The 18,289-nt window shown below is 51.9% G+C and carries 14 protein-coding genes and 1 other RNA gene; 8 read left to right on the top strand and 7 right to left on the bottom strand.

Annotated features, from left to right (window positions below):
• Window positions 1–35 precede the first annotated feature (35 nt).
• The 4 genes from ABXS88_RS04530 to ABXS88_RS04515 form a co-directional block, all read right to left on the bottom strand.
• On the bottom strand, window positions 36–1,334 hold the full coding sequence (locus ABXS88_RS04530; RefSeq protein ID WP_353673993.1) for a serine hydrolase: 1,299 nt from the start codon (window positions 1,332–1,334) through the stop codon (window positions 36–38).
• A 148-nt stretch (window positions 1,335–1,482) separates the two neighbouring features.
• Window positions 1,483–2,235 (bottom strand): RNA methyltransferase, encoded by a 753-nt coding sequence (locus ABXS88_RS04525; RefSeq protein ID WP_353673992.1) that lies wholly within the window; start codon window positions 2,233–2,235, stop codon window positions 1,483–1,485.
• A gap of 384 nt (window positions 2,236–2,619) precedes the next feature.
• Window positions 2,620–2,994, bottom strand: a complete 375-nt coding sequence (locus tag ABXS88_RS04520) for a group 1 truncated hemoglobin (protein ID WP_353673991.1) — start codon at window positions 2,992–2,994, stop codon at window positions 2,620–2,622.
• Between the two features lie 118 nt (window positions 2,995–3,112).
• Window positions 3,113–5,428 (bottom strand): nitric-oxide reductase large subunit, encoded by a 2,316-nt coding sequence (locus ABXS88_RS04515; RefSeq protein WP_353673990.1) that lies wholly within the window; start codon window positions 5,426–5,428, stop codon window positions 3,113–3,115.
• A 225-nt stretch (window positions 5,429–5,653) separates the two neighbouring features.
• On the opposite strand from ABXS88_RS04515, the gene ABXS88_RS04510 reads away from it, so the two are divergent.
• From ABXS88_RS04510 to ABXS88_RS04495, 4 genes are all read left to right on the top strand, one after another.
• Window positions 5,654–6,355 carry a Crp/Fnr family transcriptional regulator gene (locus tag ABXS88_RS04510; protein WP_353673989.1) on the top strand — a complete coding sequence of 234 codons (702 nt, stop codon included), beginning with the start codon at window positions 5,654–5,656 and terminating at the stop codon, window positions 6,353–6,355.
• Window positions 6,356–6,431: 76 nt separating this feature from the next.
• Window positions 6,432–6,616, top strand: a non-coding RNA gene (gene ssrS, locus ABXS88_RS04505) — 6S RNA.
• A gap of 90 nt (window positions 6,617–6,706) precedes the next feature.
• Window positions 6,707–7,981, top strand: a complete 1,275-nt coding sequence (locus ABXS88_RS04500; RefSeq protein ID WP_353674777.1) for a pitrilysin family protein — start codon at window positions 6,707–6,709, stop codon at window positions 7,979–7,981.
• A gap of 43 nt (window positions 7,982–8,024) precedes the next feature.
• Window positions 8,025–9,287: a pitrilysin family protein gene (locus ABXS88_RS04495; RefSeq protein ID WP_353673988.1), complete on the top strand. Its 1,263-nt coding sequence runs from the start codon at window positions 8,025–8,027 to the stop codon at window positions 9,285–9,287.
• Window positions 9,288–9,289: 2 nt separating this feature from the next.
• Here ABXS88_RS04495 and clpX read toward each other — a convergent pair whose 3' ends face one another.
• The 3 genes from clpX to tig form a co-directional block, all read right to left on the bottom strand.
• Window positions 9,290–10,618: an ATP-dependent protease ATP-binding subunit ClpX gene (gene clpX / locus ABXS88_RS04490; RefSeq protein ID WP_353673987.1), complete on the bottom strand. Its 1,329-nt coding sequence runs from the start codon at window positions 10,616–10,618 to the stop codon at window positions 9,290–9,292.
• A gap of 4 nt (window positions 10,619–10,622) precedes the next feature.
• Complete coding sequence (gene clpP / locus ABXS88_RS04485; protein ID WP_353673986.1) at window positions 10,623–11,300, bottom strand: ATP-dependent Clp endopeptidase proteolytic subunit ClpP; 678 nt, start codon at window positions 11,298–11,300, stop codon at window positions 10,623–10,625.
• A gap of 173 nt (window positions 11,301–11,473) precedes the next feature.
• Window positions 11,474–12,883: a trigger factor gene (tig, locus tag ABXS88_RS04480; protein WP_353673985.1), complete on the bottom strand. Its 1,410-nt coding sequence runs from the start codon at window positions 12,881–12,883 to the stop codon at window positions 11,474–11,476.
• A 354-nt stretch (window positions 12,884–13,237) separates the two neighbouring features.
• Between tig and ABXS88_RS04475 the strand changes: the two genes are divergently transcribed.
• From ABXS88_RS04475 to ABXS88_RS04460, 4 genes are all read left to right on the top strand, one after another.
• Window positions 13,238–14,260 (top strand): aspartate-semialdehyde dehydrogenase, encoded by a 1,023-nt coding sequence (locus ABXS88_RS04475; RefSeq protein WP_353673984.1) that lies wholly within the window; start codon window positions 13,238–13,240, stop codon window positions 14,258–14,260.
• 51 nt (window positions 14,261–14,311) lie between these two features.
• Window positions 14,312–15,214 (top strand): 4-hydroxy-tetrahydrodipicolinate synthase, encoded by a 903-nt coding sequence (gene dapA, locus ABXS88_RS04470; protein ID WP_353673983.1) that lies wholly within the window; start codon window positions 14,312–14,314, stop codon window positions 15,212–15,214.
• Window positions 15,215–15,593: 379 nt separating this feature from the next.
• Window positions 15,594–17,453 (top strand): ribonuclease J, encoded by a 1,860-nt coding sequence (locus ABXS88_RS04465; protein ID WP_353673982.1) that lies wholly within the window; start codon window positions 15,594–15,596, stop codon window positions 17,451–17,453.
• 83 nt (window positions 17,454–17,536) lie between these two features.
• Complete coding sequence (locus ABXS88_RS04460) at window positions 17,537–18,274, top strand: hypothetical protein (protein ID WP_353673981.1); 738 nt, start codon at window positions 17,537–17,539, stop codon at window positions 18,272–18,274.
• The last annotated feature ends 15 nt before the right edge of the window (window positions 18,275–18,289 follow it).

Here is an 18,289-nt window from a genome sequence, read left to right as displayed (position 1 = left end):
GGTAGAGATCCATAGCCCTAATTAGGAGCATTGGTCTAAGGCAAGGACTTGGGCTTAGCTACCAGTGGGGCTGGTTTACTCACGGGTTTACTGGCCACTGTTGGAGGCGGAGGGGTTGTGCCCTTAAAGTGCTGGTAAACAGTGCGGGAAATATTTTGAATCAGGGTACGAGCCGCAGGGTCGTTGTAGGGCCGAGTGGCCATCACTGCACCAATGTAGCGCTTACCATTGGGCATATCAATAATGCCCGCATCTCCCAACAGGGTACCAATATCCCCCGTTTTATGGGCAATCTTGGCATCTGTTTCCAAGCCTTGGGGGAGGAGAGTCCGGGTTTTAGTACCCTGCATAATGTTCAGCAGGCGGTCGCGGGACTTGAGCGAGAGCGTATCCCCTTGGTGAATCTTGATCAGGGCCTTGACCAGATCCTGGGGACTGGTCTTGTTGGTGCCTTCGAGATCCGGTAGGGGATTATTAATAACCGTTTGGGTTAACCCCCAGGCCTGGAAGCGTTGATTTAAGGCCTGTTTGCCCCCCAGACGTTTAATCAGCATATTCGTTGCGGTATTGTCGCTAATTACAATCATTTTGGTGACGGTTTCCAGAGCGCTGTAACTCTTGACTTTCCCGACTTGGTACTGCATATCTCCTGAGCCACTGCCAATCACATCCTTGGAGAGGGGGAGTTGTTCCTGGAGCATCACTTTTCCCGCATCCACATCCTCAAAAAAGGCGATGACAATGGGGAGTTTAATTGTACTTGCTGCAGGTAGGGTTTGAGTTCCCGCTAGGTTAACGTACTGCCCATTGTCTACATCAATGAAGTAGGCGTAGGGTTTGATTTTCGGCTGGAGCGGCTTGGCCAGGGCCTGCAATTTTTGGGTCAGAGCTGTCATCTCTTGGCTGGGGGCCGGCATCGACCGCTGGGGAGCAGTCAGTTCCGGCACAGAGGATGCGGTTGGAGCGGCTGAGGCGACGGGCTTGGGTTCTTGCAACCACTGATTCAGATTAGATACCAGGTGTTGAGGTTTAATCGGCCGGGAATCCTCAGCTGTGGCTGAGAGCGACATTTTTTTAGAGGCTAAGGCCTCAGGGGAGAGAAAACGAGTCGGGGCAAAGGTCGTTAATACTGTTCCCGCCAGTACTCCTAGACCCGCCCCTAGAATACCGAGGCGCAGAACGTAAAGACCGGTTGCGATAATGACATTGGGTTGGCGAGCTGTACTACGAGGACGAGGATTAACAACAGGGGTTGTTTCCGGGGCCTGTTCTGAGGGAGAGGCAACCAGGGTAAGGGAGCGACGCTCCGAGCGGCGGGGTCTTGAACGGGGCATGGGTATTTGAGGAGGAAGCAAAAAAGGAGGGAATGACCCTAGCCTATAACCGTACCATTAACCACCGGACTGTCAAGATAACCCGGCGTTTACACCCCCAGAAAATTCCTGTGGGTACAAGAGGCAGGTCAAGAGAAAGGCTAAGCGACTAAGCATCCTGACCCGGTTTTGGGGGCAAATGTTGCTGAATCCAATCAATTTGACGCAAAATTCCCCGTAAGAGGGCCACCTCTTCTGTGCTCGGGCAGGCTCTTTGGTAAATGCGTCTTAACTTAGCCATGCGAGCCTTGGCAGTATGGGGATAAAGTACTCCAATTCCTAGCAGGATTGTTTCGAGATGTTGATAATAGGCCTCTAGATGTTCTAGGGGAGCCTGTCCCGTCTCTGGTGCAAGGGGGAGCAAAGCATTGGCCTGGAAGCTATGTTGATATAGCTCGTAGGCACAGATAGCCACGGCCTGGGCCAGGTTTAAAGACGCATAGGCCGGATTGGCAGGAATGCCGACAAAACGATGGGCCAAGTTCAGTTCTTCATTGCTCAGACCCCGGTCTTCCCGGCCAAAAATGAGGGCGCTGGTCGCCTCTGCTTCCAGAAGCCAGGGGAGGGCCTGACGGGGGGCCTCCAGGGGCGAATGGAGATTGCGACTGAAGGCCGTCGTAGCCATAGCCCGTTGACAACCCTGCAGGGCCTTGGCCAAGGTAGGAACACAACGGGCCTGTTCCAGCACATCCAGGCCATGCACCGCCATCTGTCGAGCCTGTTCTCCCAGGGGGTCACACTGGGGATTGACGAGGATCAGGGTTTGCAAGCCCATATTTTTCATCACGCGGGCCACTGACCCCACATTCAGGGGGCCAGCGGGTTCCACCAAAATAATCCGCAGAGTCGCTAGGGTAGTCATTTATCTGTATTCCAAGATGGCAAAGTCAACCGGAGAAACATGGCTAAAATCGCCCTGGTTTAAGGAAGCAAAACAATGAATTAAAATGTTGCTCTTTTTCCGTCAGCCGTATTATAGGGTTGCGCCGTCTAATCGGGTCGAGCGAGGATTATAGCAAGGGCCGGGTGGTCGCGGACAATGGCCCCAACGATATAACTGGTTAGAAAAGTATTCATGGTTTAACTCCACAAGTAGAGGGATCGGAAGCTGGCCCTGGAGCACACCAGGGGCCAGATTTTCTAGGGAGGATAGGGGCGGTTAGCGTAAACGGTATTGATCACAAAGACCAAAACACCAACAAGTAAACGAATCATAAGACTTGCATCCTGATGTAAATGAACAAAACTACTGATTAAGGACATCCCGTTTATGGGCTGGGGCGCCGGCAATGGCGGCCACTTCTGCGATCAAGTCTTCGGGAACCCCCATTTCTTGAAGGGTCGTCATTAAGTCCTCGGCCACGGCGTCAAAGTGGTCGCTGTTCAGGCCGTGATGTGCGACCAATTCCCAATGGGCCTCGCGCATATAGCGGCCATCGTATTTATCTGTACCGCCAAAGGCATAGGTCAAAAAGGCTTTTTGGTGGGCTCGTTGCTTGGCCATATCCACATCGGCAAAAAAGTGTTTGATACGGTCATCGGCGAGGACGCGCTCGTAAAATTTATCAACGGCTAGATCAACGGCGGCACCGCCACCTAGTTTTTCAAATAAAGTTGCCACGGCTTCTCTCCTTGAATAGTTTGAGCTTAGTAGGTTGAAGCCGGATCGCCGGGCCAGCATCCATTGATGTTGACTTGAGAATGACGAACCCAGGCCTCAGCAATGGATTAGTAATTGGCTATGAATTGGTAGAAGAGGGAATCACGTTTGATTCTGTGGGTTGGGCCTGGGTGGGTTGTTGGAAAATTCCCCACACCGCTTGACCAACACAGTAGATCAGCATCATGGCCCCGACGGTAAAGACCAGATCACCGGGAATCCTTAGCCACACCGTCCCCTGCATCCAAGGAGAAGCAATGACTTCCGCACTACGGGCGTACCAAGTCCCGTGGTTAATCGATTGCATCAGTTGATAGAAACCGTTGGGAATCAGGCCAGTGACCATCATCAGCACCAGGCCGCCATTGATCCACCAGAAGGCAAAATTGAAGTTTTTCTCATCCCAAAAACGATCCGGCGTAATTTCCCGCAGGGCAAAGAGCATGAGGGCAATGGCCAGGGAGCCGTAGACTCCGTAGAGGGCCGAGTGGGCATGAATGGGCGTGGTGTTAATACCTTGGGAGTAGTAGAGAACAATGGGGGGATTGATCAAGAAGCCAAAGACCCCAGCCCCGATTAAATTCCACACACAGGTCGCAATAAAGAACTTAAGGGGCATCCGGTAAAAGCCCTGGGCCTCCTGGGAGAGTTTGAGGGATTTCACCACTTCAAAACCGATCAAGGTCAGGGGCACCACTTCCAGGGCCGAGGCAACGGCCCCCATGGCGGTGATAAATACCGGCGTCCCCGCAAAGTAGAGGTGGTGCAAGGTGCCAATCACCCCACTGCCGAGATAAAGAATGGTAGTCAGGTAGGTGGCCCGTAGTGCCGAGGAACGTTTCAGGAAACCCAGTTCACTACAGAGATAAGCAATGGCTACCGTCGCAAACACTTCAAAAAAGCCTTCTACCCAGAGGTGTACCACCCACCAACGCCAGTACTCTGCGATACTGAGGGGAGTATGATTGGTATACATTAACCCTGAAGCATAGAACAAGGGAATGGTAATGGCGCTATAGAGGAAAAAGTGGTTCAGGCCAGTTTTACTGCCTTCGGCTTTCAGGGCCGGTTGCAGGGCCCGGAACATCAACCAGAGCCAGAAGACCATACCACCGATCAGCAACAACTGCCAGAGACGGCCCAGTTCCACATACTCGTAGCCCTGATGACCAAACCAAAAGCTTTTATCGCCAAGATAACCCTGGACACCAGCCCAGGCCCCGACGAGGGAACCGACCACGACCACGGTTAAAGCGGCTAACAGCACGCCGTTACCAATGGCCTGGAACTTCGGTTCATGTTTGCCAAAGCGAGGGCCAAAGTAGAGACCAGCGGCCAACCAACAGGTGGCAATCCAAAAGACTGCCAATTGTAAATGCCAGGTGCGAGAAGCGGCATAGGGTAAGTACTGCTGAAGGGGAACCCCATAGAAGCCTTCCCCTTCCACGGCGTAGTGGGCCGTGACCATGCCCATCAGTAACTGAACCCCAAATAGGGCCATCGCCACTCCAAAAAAGAGGGTCGTCACTTTCTGGCTGGGGGTTGCCAGACGCAGGGCCGGACGTTCCGCCACGCTCTGGATTTCTTCGGCATCTTCCTGGGTCAGATAGATAAATAGAAAGAGGGCAATGGCCGCAATCAAAACAATCACCGAAACAATCGACCAAACCAAAAACTGCCCGGGGGCCTGGTTGCCGATCAGATCGTCGTGGGGCCAGTTGGCTGTGTAGGAAAAGGGCGCATGGGGACGATTTGCCGCCGCTGTCCAAGCCGTCCAGCTAAAAAAGGCCGTCACATCCCGAATTTGGGTGTCGTCGGTAAACCAATCCCGAGGAATAGAATGCACCGCCGAGCCGTTGGTTAATAGGGTGTGATAGTCAGCGAAAACCTCTTGCAGGCCTGCCGTCTGGGCGGCTGTTAAGGTTAAAGTGTCAGTCTCTGAGTCGTAGCGATTGGGCTTAAATTGATTACGGACTTCAACCTGGAGCAAGGCCCGCTCACTGTCCGACAACGCTTCCCAATCCGCCTGATCGAAAGTGGCATCGCCGTTGTAGAGGACGCCAGCAGTGGCCAAACCCCAACGGTGCAACACATCCGCTGTCCAGTCCGGCGCCAGGTAACTGCCGTGGCCCCAGATACTGCCAATGTGCTGGCCGCCGCGAGCGAGGTAGGTTTCCTGCCCGTGTTGAATATTCTCCTGAGTCAGAATCATTTCCTGCTGAGGCGAGACCACCGTTGCTGGGATCGGGGGTGCATTTTTATAAATAGCAGCGCCGGCCGAAATCAAGACCGTAAACGTTACCAGACAGATGAGTACAAGCCACGCCGGGAGAGTAAATCGCCTAGGGCGTTCAAGGCCCTGGGCGTCAGCCAGATCAAAAGTTGGATTTGCCATGGTTGCATCTTCCATTGTTGAGCACTTTCCAGGTTAGGCAAATTCCCCTGCCATTGCTTTGACTTAAGTCAAAATAGAGCTTAAGACATCCTGAAGTTTTAGGATTTTCTTGCAATAATGTAAAGAGATATTAAACTTTAAAAAAAACGACATATTCCAGGCGATACCCTAGCGACAAAGATGAATAGCTTAAACACGGATTTAGGAAATTGGCTGCAAACCACCATGATTTTTCGTGAACTTTCTTCTTCGCAATTGTCCCACTTACTCCAAATTGCTCAATTTCAAACCTGGCAAAAAAATGAACTCATTTTTAAGCAAGAGACGCCAGCAACAGGTTTTTTTGTCGTAAAAACAGGGCGTGTTAAATTATTTAAAGTATCCCCCACGGGCAAGGAGCAAATTCTCAATATTTTTGAGGCAGGCGATAATTTTGCGGAAGTCGCCGCCTTGGATGGCCAGCCATTCCCGGCCAGTGCTTCTGCCTTGGATTGGACTGAACTGCTCTTCTTTCCACGCCCGGCTTTCTTGGCCCTCTTGCAGGCTGAGCCCAGTATTACTATTCATATGCTAATTAGCTTATCCAAGCACCTGCGCCATTTAGTCGGCGTCATTGAAAATCTCTCTTTTAAAGATGTGCCCCAACGACTGGCAGAGTATTTGCTCCAGTTGAGCCATCCCAACTCTGGCCGCACCAGCGACCCTGTGCCGTTAACTAATACCATTACCTTAGATCTAACGAAAACGCAACTAGCGGCTGCCCTGGGTACTGTTCCCGCCACCCTGTCGAGGGCCTTCTATCGTCTCAGCAATGAAGGAATCATTACCGTCAATGGTGCCCAAATTACTATTCTGGATTGGGAGCGACTACAGGCCCTGAGCCACATCATCGGGGCGGATAAAGTCACAGAGGACAGTCTCCCCTAAATAAAATTGCTTGGTCTAGGGATAGGGCAAATGTTGTCTAGAAATTTTCTTAAGAGTTACGTTACAATAGCGAAGAAGCTTACGACTGCGTTGGTGACTGCCAACAAAGTTTTTTGATCTATGCTTGAAAAATACGGGTGTCCTTAACGAGTTTCGTGGTAGTAAACCGAGCTTTGACTCGGAAACGAAAGCAGAAACCAGTGATACCCCCCTGGTGAACCCAGGTCATAAACTGAGGTAAAACGGCGCAGTGGTGCTTCTTATCAAGATTCTCCGACAATTCAAAAAGGTTAATGAAGCGTAAAGCGCCCGATAATCTACCATTAAGTTAAACAAATGGCATGATGATTGGTGCAGTTACAGGAACATTCCCCCCAGGCTTCTTTTCCGGCTCGTATCTTTACCCTTGACCACGGCTTAACCCTGATTCATCAGTATTTGCCTACTATTCCGGTTGCAGTGGTGGATGTTTGGGTGCGGGCAGGAGCGATTGTGGAACCCAATGTGTGGCCTGGTATGGCCCATTTCCTCGAGCACATGATCTTTAAGGGGACGAAGCGGATTCCCCCCGGCGTTTTTGACCAAGTGATCGAATGCAACGGAGGCATGACCAATGCGGCCACCAGTCATGATTATGCCCATTTCTTTCTGACCACGGCCTCGGCCTACCTACCCCAAACTTTACCCTACCTGGCCGAGATTCTACTCCAGGCCGAAATTCCCGAGGAAGAATTTTACTGCGAGCGGGATGTGGTACTAGAAGAGATTCGGGGCAGTGAGGATGACCCGGATTGGCTCGTCTTCCAAAGCCTGTGCCAGAGTTTGTATCCCAACCATCCCTACGGACGCTCGGTGCTAGGCACCGCCGCCCAACTCCAGGGCTACACCCCCAACCAAATGCGGTGTTTTCATCGCACCCACTACCAGCCGGATAATATGACAGTAGTAATGGTGGGAGATGTTCCGGAAAGCCAGGCCCTGCAGTTAATTCAAAACACCTTTGAACAATTTTTCGTGCCCTCGGAATGCCCACCCACCCACTTTGAGGCCAGTCCCCCCTTGGTGGAAATTCGTCGTCAAGAACACGTCTGGCCCAACCTGGGAGCAGCCCAACTGATGATGGGCTGGACAGGGCCTGGCATTAATCGTTTAGAAGATAATATCGGTCTGGATCTGTTATCGGCCGTACTCACGGGGGGCCGCTGTGCACGCTTAGTCCGTCAATTGCGGGAAGAACGGCAGTGGGTGGCAGATATCCACGGTAGTTTCTCTTTGCAAAAAGAAGCCAGTCTCTTTAGCCTGACAGCTTGGTTAGGGCCAGAATACTTAGAACGGGTCGAGGCCTGGATTCGAGACAGTATCCGTCATCTCCAGCAAGCGCCGATTTCCGCCGAGGAGTTGGCCCGCGCCCAACGTTTACTGTGCCACGACTATATTTTCTCCACCGAAACTCCTGGTCAACTGGCCGGGCTCTACGGCTATTACCATACTCTGGCGTCGGCCGAGTCGGCCCTGGCCTATCCCCAAATTATTCAAAATCTGACAGCTCCCACTTTACAGAAACTAGCCCAGCAATACCTTTCCCCAGATTACTATGCCGTGACGATTCTGCGGTCAGAAGACTAGGGTAAGATCATATTTATTTCCTTTTTCCTTAATTTAACTTTCCATGCGGCATCACCAATCTCTGCATCGTGTTGTTCTGGCTAACGGCATTACCGTGATTTTGGCTGAAAACTCAGCGGCGGAGTTGATTGCCGGCAGAATTTTTTTGAAAAAGGCCGGTTCTTCCTGGGATTCCCCCAGTAAGGCGGGCTTATCCCATCTGTTGGCAACCGTGATCACCAAGGGAACCCAGCATTTATCCTCCCTAGACATTGCGGAGGCAGTGGAGTCCCTGGGGGCCAGTTTGGGGGCTGATGCGGCAAGCGACTATTGGCTGATTAACCTCAAAACAGTCACGGCAGATTTTCCAGACATTCTGGCCCTGGCGGCGGAAATTTTACGCTATCCCAGCTTTCCCGAAATGGAAATTGAGTTGGAAAAGCGTTTGACCCTGCAATCCCTACAATCCCAACGGGAACAACCCTTCAATGTGGCCTTTCAGCAACTGCGCCAGGCCATGTACCCCGAACACCCCTATGGCCTTTCGGTGCTGGGCAAGGAAGAGACCATTCCCCTCCTCCATCGTCAGGATCTGGTGGATTATCACCAGGCCTATTTTCGTCCCGACAACCTGGTGATTAGCTTGGCGGGATGTCTAGAGATCGAGCCGATGCTCCAGTTACTGGAAGATACCTTCGGGGATTGGACAATCCCGTCCCAATCGGTTCTAACCCCGACCCTGCCGCCTCTCAAGGCCCGGCCCTACTGTAGCACCACACCCCAGAGTACTCAGCAGGCTATTATCATGTTGGGCTATCTGGGCGCTGGGGTGACGAGTGAGGATTATGCGGCCCTTAAGCTGTTGAATACCTACCTGGGCAACGGCCTGTCCAGTCGTCTCTTTGTAGAACTCCGGGAAAAGCGCGGCCTGGCCTACGATGTGTCAGCCTTTTATCCCACCCGTCTAGGCGTCTCCCAGTTTGTTCTATACATGGGTACAGCGCCGGACAATACGACTACGGCCATTGAGGGCCTACGGGCCGAAGCCGACCGTTTATGTGATCATCCCCTGAGCGAGGCTGAGCTAACAACGGCTAAAAATAAACTTCTGGGCCAGTATGCCCTGGGAAAACAAACTAATGGGGAAATTGCCCACCTCTTTGGCTGGTACGAGGCCCTGGGCCTGGGAATTGCCTTCGATAGCCTTTTTCAAGAACAGATTAGTCAGGTGACCTCGGCAGATGCCCAGCGAGTCGCCCAGACCTATCTACAAGACCCCTATCTGTCTTTAGTTGGGCCGCGAGAAGTCCTTGGCCAGTATCTTTGAAGCTAAGCAGATTCCGGTTTAGGTAAGGAAGAGGGATGTAAGAGCAGTTCGGCAGTGGAGCGTTTTTCCACCATTTCCCGCGTAATCAGACAGTGGTGGAGGTCTTTGCGGGAGGGGAGTTCATACATCACATCCAGCATTAACTCTTCCACAATGCCGCGCAGGGCCCTCGCTCCGGTTTTGCGGCGGTAGGCTTCCTTGGCGATGGCCTGAACGGCATCGGGTTTAAACTCCAAATTAACCTTGTCCATACCCAGGAGGGTTTGGTACTGCTTGACCAGTGCATTGCGGGGTTGGGTGAGGATGGCCACCAGGGCTGCTTCATCGAGAGGATTGAGGGCCGTCATGACTGGAATCCGCCCCACAAATTCGGGAATCATGCCAAATTTCACCAAATCATCGGGTTCGACCTGACGCATCAGATCCGCCGCCCGCTTTTCCTTGCTAGGACTATCGCCGGGACGAATAAAGCCCATGGATTTTTTACCCAGGCGTTGCTCTACCACCTTTTCGAGACCGACAAAGGCCCCGCCACAGATAAATAAAATGTTACTGGTATCGATCTGAATGCAATCCTGGTAGGGATGCTTGCGGCCGCCCTGGGGAGGGACATTGGCTAGGGTTCCCTCCAGCATTTTCAGCAGGGCCTGCTGAACACCTTCCCCAGAAACATCGCGGGTAATGGAGGGATTTTCACTTTTGCGAGCAATTTTATCAATCTCATCGATATAAATAATCCCCCGCTGGGCCTCCTCCACATCGAGATCGGCTACCTGTAACAGGCGCAGGAGAATATTTTCCACATCTTCCCCCACGTAACCCGCTTCCGTTAGGGTGGTCGCATCGGCTACCGCAAAAGGAACATCAAGAATTTTGGCGAGGGTCTGGGCTAGTAGGGTTTTACCGGAGCCAGTGGGGCCAACCAATAAAATATTAGACTTTTGCAATTCTACCGCCGGGGTCTTTTCGCCGGCATCGTGGAGTAGGGTCAGACGCTTGTAGTGATTATAGACCGCCACGGAGAGGACTTTTTTAGCCTCATCTTGACCAATCACGTATTCATCTAGATACTGCTTAATTTCCGTGGGCTTGGGCAAGCGCTCTAGGGTCAAGGGTGCCCGTGGGGGGGATTTACGGGGAGGTTTCTCTGGAGGACGAGAAGTAGGGCCAACAGCCCCCTGGGCCTCCAGTAATTCCTCATCTAAAATTTCGTTACAGAGTTCTACGCATTCATCACAGATATACACTCCCGGGCCTGCAATCAGCTTGCGGACTTGTTCCTGGGATTTACCACAAAAGGAGCACTTGAGATGGGAGTCATATTTAGACATGGCGTTAACCGAGGGAAGTAACGGGAATAGAGGGGTCGGGCAGGTCAGGGCGAGAAATCACCCGGTCAATCAAGCCATACTCTTGGGCCTCTTGAGCAGACATAAAAAAGTCGCGTTCAGTATCCGCACTAATCCGTTCCATGGGCTGGCCCGTGTGCTCCGCCAGCATGGTATTGAGACGTTCCTTGATGTAAAGAATTTCTCGGGCTTGAATTTCAATCTCGACGGCCTGGCCCTGGGCCCCGCCCAGGGGCTGGTGGATCATAATGCGGGAACTGGGCAGAGCCATACGCTTACCCTTGGTACCGCCAGACAGTAAAAAGGCCCCCATACTCGCGGCTAGACCAAAACAGATGGTGGCCACATCCGGGCGAATCTGTTGCATCGTATCGTAGATGGCTAGGCCTGCGTAGACCCCACCACCGGGGGAGTTGATGTAGAGCTGAATGTCTTTTTCCGGGTCTTCGGCATCGAGGAAGAGGAGTTGAGCCACGATGGAATCCGCCACTTGGTCATCCACGGGGGTTCCTAAGAAGATGATGCGTTCTCGCAGGAGCCGGGAGTAGATATCAAAGGCACGCTCACCGAGGCCAGATTGTTCAACCACCATGGGCACCACATTGTGGATATCAGGCTGGCAGTAACTGCGATAGGAATAGCGGGGAGAGCGGGATTGAACCATGGTTGCTAACCAGAAAAAGAGAAAATAGTGTGGGAATATTGCTCTGGCAAAAGAATCGCCAGGACGCTCCAGATTGGAAAGGGTGCCTTAATTTTGACATAGTTTGCTGGTTCAGGGGGAATTGCTGTCCAGATAGCGCCCCTAAACCAGTCGTTGCAGTGAGCTGCCGGATTTTAGACGGCTTCCGTTGCCAGGGCCGCATCGGCGGTCTCCGTCACCTCTGCTTCCAGAGTCGTCACGTCTTCTTCTGCTTCCGCCGCCGTCAAGGTGCCGAGGGGGACTAACTCTACCGTCACTTTTTCCTGGAGCCAATCCAGCACCTGGGTTTGGGTCATCTCTTCAGTAATCACGGTTTGGAGCTTGGTTTCGTCAATGGCTTGGCCTTTGAACTGAGTCCGCACTTCATCGATCCGGGTCTGGAGAGCCTCTGGATCGGGTTGGATCGCGTGAATTTTGGCAATTTCTAAGAGAATGAGGCTCTGCTGGAGCCGTTCAATGGCCTCGGGGCGAGCATTTTCCCGTAGCTGGGGAATCATCTCTTCGGTGAAGAGACGACGGACATCCAGACCCATCTGCTCCATTTGCATGGCCGTTTGGGTCAGCACCCGGCCGGTTTCTTCCTGAATCAGGGTATCGGGTAAGTCTACGCTACAAACCTTGACTAATTCTTTCAGGATGGCGTCGTGGATGCTGGCTTTGGTTTTATCGGCCGCTTCTTCCTGGTATCGCTTTTCGAGACTCTCTCGCAATTCTGCCAGCGTTGTGTAATCACTGACCTCATCAGCAAAGTCATCATCCAGTTCCGGTAATTCCTTGGCTTTAATTTCCTTAAGCGTCACGTTAAAAATAACCGTGTCCCCAGCAACAGCTTCTAGGGGATAGTCTTCGGGGAAACTGGCTTCTACATCTTTATTTTCATCCAAGGCCATACCGGTGATGCCCTCGACAATACCTGTCACAAAGCGGCCCTCCTCCAGTTCCACTTTGAAATCAGTGCCATGGATTTCATCAATGGCCTCACCCCGTTCTCCCGTCTCCAGAAGACGATAGGCCTGATAGTCCACGATGGCCACATCTCCTAGAGCGGCCGGGCGGTCTTCCACTGGAATCAACGTTGCCTGGGCCTCGCGGCGCTCTTCTAGCCAATCCTCCACTTGTTGAGGATCGTAGAGCGTTTCTTCCGCTTGTACCGTAAGATTCTCGAGCTCTCCAAGGGTAACGGTAGGCGGCACATCCACGGCGATAGAAACAGTGAGGGGAACACCAGGGATAAAGGACTGAACTAGTTCCTCAAAATTAGAGCGTAAGCTGGGGCTACCTAGGGATTCAATCTTTTCTTGGGAGATCGCATCCTTAATACTCGTCTGTAGGAGTTCCTCTAGAGTTGCAGCTTTCACGTAGGAACTGCCAAGACGTTGTAGTAGGATTTGACGGGGAACCTTACCCTTGCGAAACCCAGGAATATTGGCGGTACGGGCCAGATTTTTAACAACAGTATCATAGGTGTTTTGCGATTTTTCGCCCGGAATTTCAATTTCTAGGCCAATACGACTGTCCGGGAGTTTTTCCTGGGTAACTTTCATTCTCTGTGGATCTCGATTACTAAACGTTCGGAGGGAAGGGAAAAATGATGCTGTCTTGAATGACAAATCCTGACTTAACGGACTGCCCATGGTATGCTGAGGAAGCGAATGGGTTCTGCTTGCCCTCTAAGTAGGATAAATCAGCGTTGTTTTGTGCGAAAGCAACCTTTCCCAATTAGCCCTTCTGATAATAGTATATTTGCGGACAGAAAATGAGTTTTCTGCGAAAAATTTAGTGGGTGGGGCCGACACCTCCTCAGTCCAATCCCCCCAGTTGCCCAGGGCCAGTAGTCTTTCTCGTGACGGAATCAATTCCTCGCCATCTAACCACTCAATCTTACGGAGGCGTAACCCTTGTCTAGACCGGTGCAAGTTGCCATTTTGGGGGCAACAGGAGCAGTAGGGACTGAACTTTTAGACCTTTTAGCGAGTCGTCAGTTTCCTCTCAGCCATTTAAAGCTCTTGGCCTCTCCCCGTTCTGCGGGAACAACCTTGACCTTTAAGGGGGAAGCCCTACCGGTGGAAGCGGTAACCGCCTCAGCTTTTCAAGGTGTCGACATTGTCTTGGCCTCCGCGGGGGGGAGTACCTCCAAGCAGTGGGCTAAGGCCATCACGGAGGCAGGAGCCGTGATGATCGATAACTCCAGTGCCTTTCGGATGGAGCCCACGGTGCCGCTGGTGGTTCCGGAAATTAATCCCCAGGCCGCCGCTCAACACCAAGGCATCATTGCCAACCCCAACTGCACGACAATTTTACTTGGGGTTGCGGTTTATCCCTTACATCAACGCCAGCCCATACGTCGTTTGGTCGTCTCGACCTATCAGTCCGCAAGTGGAGCTGGGGCCCGGGCCATAGCTGAAGTTAAACAACAAAGCCAGGTCATCCTCGCTGGCCAGACCCCGACGGCCGAAGTCTTGCCCTATCCCTTGGCCTTTAATCTGTTTCCTCACAACTCCCCGATCACGGAGAATCACTACTGTGAGGAAGAGATGAAAATGGTCCATGAAACCCGTAAAATTTTTGGTGATTCTGACCTGCGCCTGACGGCCACCTGTGTACGGGTTCCCGTCTTGCGGGCCCACTCAGAAGCCGTTAACCTGGAGTTTGACCAGCCCTTTGCTGTAGAAACGGCGCGGGAGATTCTGGCCCAGGCCCCTGGGGTAAAACTGGTGGAAGATTGGCAGGCTAACTATTTCCCGATGCCCTTGGATGCGACAGGCCAGGATGAGGTTCTGGTGGGTCGGATTCGCCAAGATATTTCCCATGCTTGTGGACTGGAATTGTGGCTGTGCGGCGACCAAATTCGCAAGGGAGCGGCCCTGAATGCGGTGCAAATTGCCGAACTCCTTCTGGAGAAGGATTGGCTCAGGCCCTAATCCACCTCCCCTTAAACTTAATCCTTACTTTTACTGATTGACCGTTAGCCTATGCCTTCTCCCTTCTTTGGCCATGTCTTGACTGCCATGGTGACGCCCTTTAACTCCGCTGGTGAAGTGGACTACGCGACGGCAGAAAAGTTGGCGATCCACCTGGCTGACCACGGTAGTGATGGGCTTGTGGTTTGTGGCACGACGGGAGAATCCCCAACACTGACCTGGGAAGAAGAACATCGTCTATTTCAGGTGATCAAGGGAGCCGTCGGGGCGGGGGTCAAGGTCTTAGCCGGCACTGGATCGAATGCCACCGCAGAGGCGATTGAAGCTACCCAAACCGCTGCCCGGCTAGGAGTAGATGGGTCTTTGCAGGTCGTTCCCTACTACAATAAACCTCCTCAGGAGGGCCTCTACGCCCATTTCCAGGCTATTGCCGCCAGTGCGCCAGACCTGCCGATCATGCTTTACAATATCCCTGGCCGGACGGGACAATCCCTCCAACCAGAAACCATTGCCAAGCTGGCTCAAATTGATAACATTATTGCCATTAAAGATGCGACAGGTAGTCTCGAGCAGGCCGCTCAGATTCGGGCCTTGACCCCCAAGGAATTTAGTCTCTATGCCGGTGATGACGTCTTGACTTTGCCCCTGCTGAGTACTGGTGGGGTTGGGGTGGTCAGTGTTGCTAGCCATTTGGTCGGCCCACAAATTCAAACCATGATCCAGGCCTTTCTCCAGGGACAAATTACCCAAGCCATCGATATTCACCTCACCTTACTCCCGCTATTCAAAGTGCTATTTTGTACGACAAATCCTATTCCCATCAAAGCGGCCCTGCGACTCCAAGGCTGGCCCGTCGGAGGGCTCCGTCCCCCCCTCTGCGAACTACCAGACTCTCTTCAAGGGGGTTTAATCCAAGTACTCCAAGATTTTAATTTGCTGTCCCCGCAAAGTTAGGCGATGACCCTTCAGTAGGCGGGAGTTTACCCTCCATTTACTGCTTTTTAAAATCCTGTCCCTCGCAATTTTTCTTTAGAAAATTTTCAGGGCCTATGTTAAGCTTATACGAAAGAAAAACCATGAAGCACGTTCAGAAGTATCCCGCAACAAACATTGACTATCAGCTTGAAATACCTTGGTGAATTGTTAATTTATTCCCTGATGTCTTTGGTACAAGAGCTAACCTTTACATCATTGAAGATTTGCATTAAAACCCGTTAACTTATGGGGCCGTGATCCCAATTGCTTTCCAGGTATTTCCCGGTCCCCTCGCCTCTTCCCAGTTTTTTCCCTTTCCCTCAAATCCTTACCTTTCTACCTATCTCTCTGGAGGACAATGGCTACATTGAATAACCAACCCAAACTGAAAATTATTCCCCTCGGTGGTCTCCACGAAATTGGCAAAAACACCTGCGTTTTTGAGTACGATAACGAAATCATCTTGTTAGATGCCGGTATTGCCTTTCCCACGGATGAAATGCACGGCATTAATATTGTTTTACCGGATATGACCTATCTGCGGGAAAATCGAGACAAAATTAAGGGGATGATCGTTACCCACGGTCACGAAGACCACATTGGTGGCATTTCCTATCATCTCAAGCAACTGAATATTCCCATCATCTACGGTCCCCGTCTGGCTATGGCCCTCCTGCGGGATAAGTTGGAAGAAGCCGGTTTGCTAGAGCGAACCAAACTCCAGAGTGTCCTTCCTCGGGAAATTGTCCGCCTCGGCAAATCCTTTGTGGTGGAATTTATTCGTAACACCCACTCCATTGCCGATAGTTTTAGTGTGGCTATTCATACCCCTTTGGGAGTGGTGATCCACAGCGGTGATTTCAAAATCGACCATACCCCCGTGGACGGCGAGCACTTTGATTTACATCGCATTGCTGAGTACGGTGAAAAAGGCGTTCTCTGCCTGCTGAGTGATTCCACCAATGCTGAAGTCCCCGGCATTACCCCCTCGGAACAGTTTGTGGTTCCTAACCTAGACCGGGAGTTTGCTAAAGCAGCGGGCCGCTTGATGGTGACGACCTTTGCCTCCTCCGTCCATCGCGTCAATATTATTCTCAGTCTGGCCCTGCGCCACCGCCGTAAAGTAGCGGTGGTGGGCCGTTCTATGCTGAATGTCATTGCCCACGCCCGCAAACTGGGCTACATCAAGTGCCCCGATGACCTGTTTATTCCCCTCAAGGCCGCCCGTAATTTAAACGACAATCAAATTCTGATTCTGACTACTGGCTCCCAGGGAGAACCTTTGGCGGCTATGACCCGTATTTCTAAGGGAGAACATCCCCAAATCAAAATTCGCCCCGGCGATACGGTAATTTTCTCGGCCAATCCCATTCCCGGTAACACCATTGCCGTGGTTAATACCATTGATCGTTTGATGATGCAGGGAGCCCAGGTCATCTACGGCAAAGATAAAGGCATCCATGTCTCTGGTCACGCTTCCCAGGAAGAACACAAAATGTTGCTGGCCCTGGCCAAGCCTAAATTCTTTGTGCCGGTTCACGGGGAATACCGAATGCTGGTCAAACATGCCCAAATGGCTCAGGCCATGGGGATCCCGGCAGAAAATACGGTGATTGTGAATAATGGCGACATCATCGAGGTCTCGCCAGAGCGCATTGCCATTGGGGGGCAAGTGCCGTCGGGAATTGAACTGGTGGATCAGGCCGGTATTGTCCATGAACACACCATGATTGAGCGTCAGCAGTTGGCCGAAGATGGGGTGATTACCATTGCGGCTGCTGTGGATCGCAACGGGAAGCTCCTGGCCCAACCGGAAATCCATCTGCGAGGAGTGGTGATGATTGTGGAACGACCCCTCTTTCAGCAGTTAATTGTGCGGAATTTAGAGCGCTTTTTAGTAGAACGATGGCAGGAATTTGTCGAAACAAGTAATGGCAAGGCCCAGATGCGTTGGGAGGCCCTGCGCCAGGAATTGGAAGCGGTGCTCCAGCGTTTGATCAAACGAGAGCTGCAAAGTAGTCCCGTTGTGCTTCTCCTACTGCAAACGGATAGTGTGGCGCCTAGTGGACGAGTTACCTCGACGGTTGCTATGCCGGTACTCAAGGCCGCCACAGGCAACGGAAACATGCCCGTTCCAGGACGAGAAGATATCCCGTCTTCTAGCCCTGCCATTACTAAAACCTATCGACGTAAGCGTTCTACTGCTTTTGTTTCCTAGGGATTCCACCGATCGAGGTAAGCACAGTCAATGCTAGCCTAATAGAGTTAAGTGTAAACTGTGCTTACTTTTTCAGTATTTTTATGACGACAGTGCCTTCTTCCCCTAGCACCGAGGCCAGCAGTCTGCCTAAGGAAATTCAAGAAATTACCCTGACGCTGGCGGTCAAAGAACTAGATCCGGCTCTTTTAAGTGAGCAATTTTTAAAATTCAGTGGCATCATTCCCAATGAGTGGGAATTGGCTCGTCCCGCCGTGGTCGGCCCCAATGGTTCCCAATTGATGTTCAAAAATGGCCTGGGAATTGTGGCCCAGCCCCGAGTTATCAATTTCATGGAAACCATGACGAATAAAGCCGTAGACGATCTGGCTGTGGCGGCAACAACTCGGCAATTTGTGCAAAAACTCCCCAATGCAGAATACCTGGGTCTGACCATTAGTCCCAAATGTTTGATTCCTTTTCCAGACCAGGCCGATGGGGCCCGTAAATATATCACCCAAACTCTTTTGAATCCAGGGCCTTGGCAGGATTTTGGTAAAGCGCCCGTCCAGGCCGGGGTTAACTTTCTCTATCAGTTTGAGGGATGCCAATTGACCCTCAATATCAATCAGGCTCTTCTGCAAATCCCTGACCAACCCACTCTCCAGGCCCTGCTCTTCAGCGGTAATTTTACTTATCGTCTAGAGGCCCAAACCCCCGCTGACCGGATTCCCGTGCTAGAACAGTACCTCGGGGCCTGGCAGTCCGACCTCCAGACCTTCCGCAGTATGATCTATGACCGTTTTCTGGCCCAACAACAGCCGATGACGGTTTTTGGTTAATTTTGTCTCAGTGAA

Origin of the sequence: Synechocystis sp. LKSZ1 (assembly GCF_040436315.1) — a bacterium.
Lineage (GTDB): Bacteria > Cyanobacteriota > Cyanobacteriia > Cyanobacteriales > Microcystaceae > Synechocystis.
Note: the sequence above shows the minus strand (reverse complement) of the source record. Positions and strands in the feature narration are given on the sequence as shown.

Coding starts and splice junctions, on each gene's coding strand:
- dapA (WP_353673983.1), top strand. CDS start 14,312: ATGCCTTCTCCCTTCTTTGGCCATGTCTTGACTGCCATGGTGACGCCC.
- clpP (WP_353673986.1), bottom strand. CDS start 11,300: ATGGTTCAATCCCGCTCTCCCCGCTATTCCTATCGCAGTTACTGCCAG.
- ABXS88_RS04495 (WP_353673988.1), top strand. CDS start 8,025: ATGCGGCATCACCAATCTCTGCATCGTGTTGTTCTGGCTAACGGCATT.
- ABXS88_RS04510 (WP_353673989.1), top strand. CDS start 5,654: ATGATTTTTCGTGAACTTTCTTCTTCGCAATTGTCCCACTTACTCCAA.
- ABXS88_RS04460 (WP_353673981.1), top strand. CDS start 17,537: ATGACGACAGTGCCTTCTTCCCCTAGCACCGAGGCCAGCAGTCTGCCT.
- ABXS88_RS04525 (WP_353673992.1), bottom strand. CDS start 2,235: ATGACTACCCTAGCGACTCTGCGGATTATTTTGGTGGAACCCGCTGGC.
- ABXS88_RS04465 (WP_353673982.1), top strand. CDS start 15,594: ATGGCTACATTGAATAACCAACCCAAACTGAAAATTATTCCCCTCGGT.
- ABXS88_RS04515 (WP_353673990.1), bottom strand. CDS start 5,428: ATGGCAAATCCAACTTTTGATCTGGCTGACGCCCAGGGCCTTGAACGC.
- tig (WP_353673985.1), bottom strand. CDS start 12,883: ATGAAAGTTACCCAGGAAAAACTCCCGGACAGTCGTATTGGCCTAGAA.
- clpX (WP_353673987.1), bottom strand. CDS start 10,618: ATGTCTAAATATGACTCCCATCTCAAGTGCTCCTTTTGTGGTAAATCC.
- ABXS88_RS04530 (WP_353673993.1), bottom strand. CDS start 1,334: ATGCCCCGTTCAAGACCCCGCCGCTCGGAGCGTCGCTCCCTTACCCTG.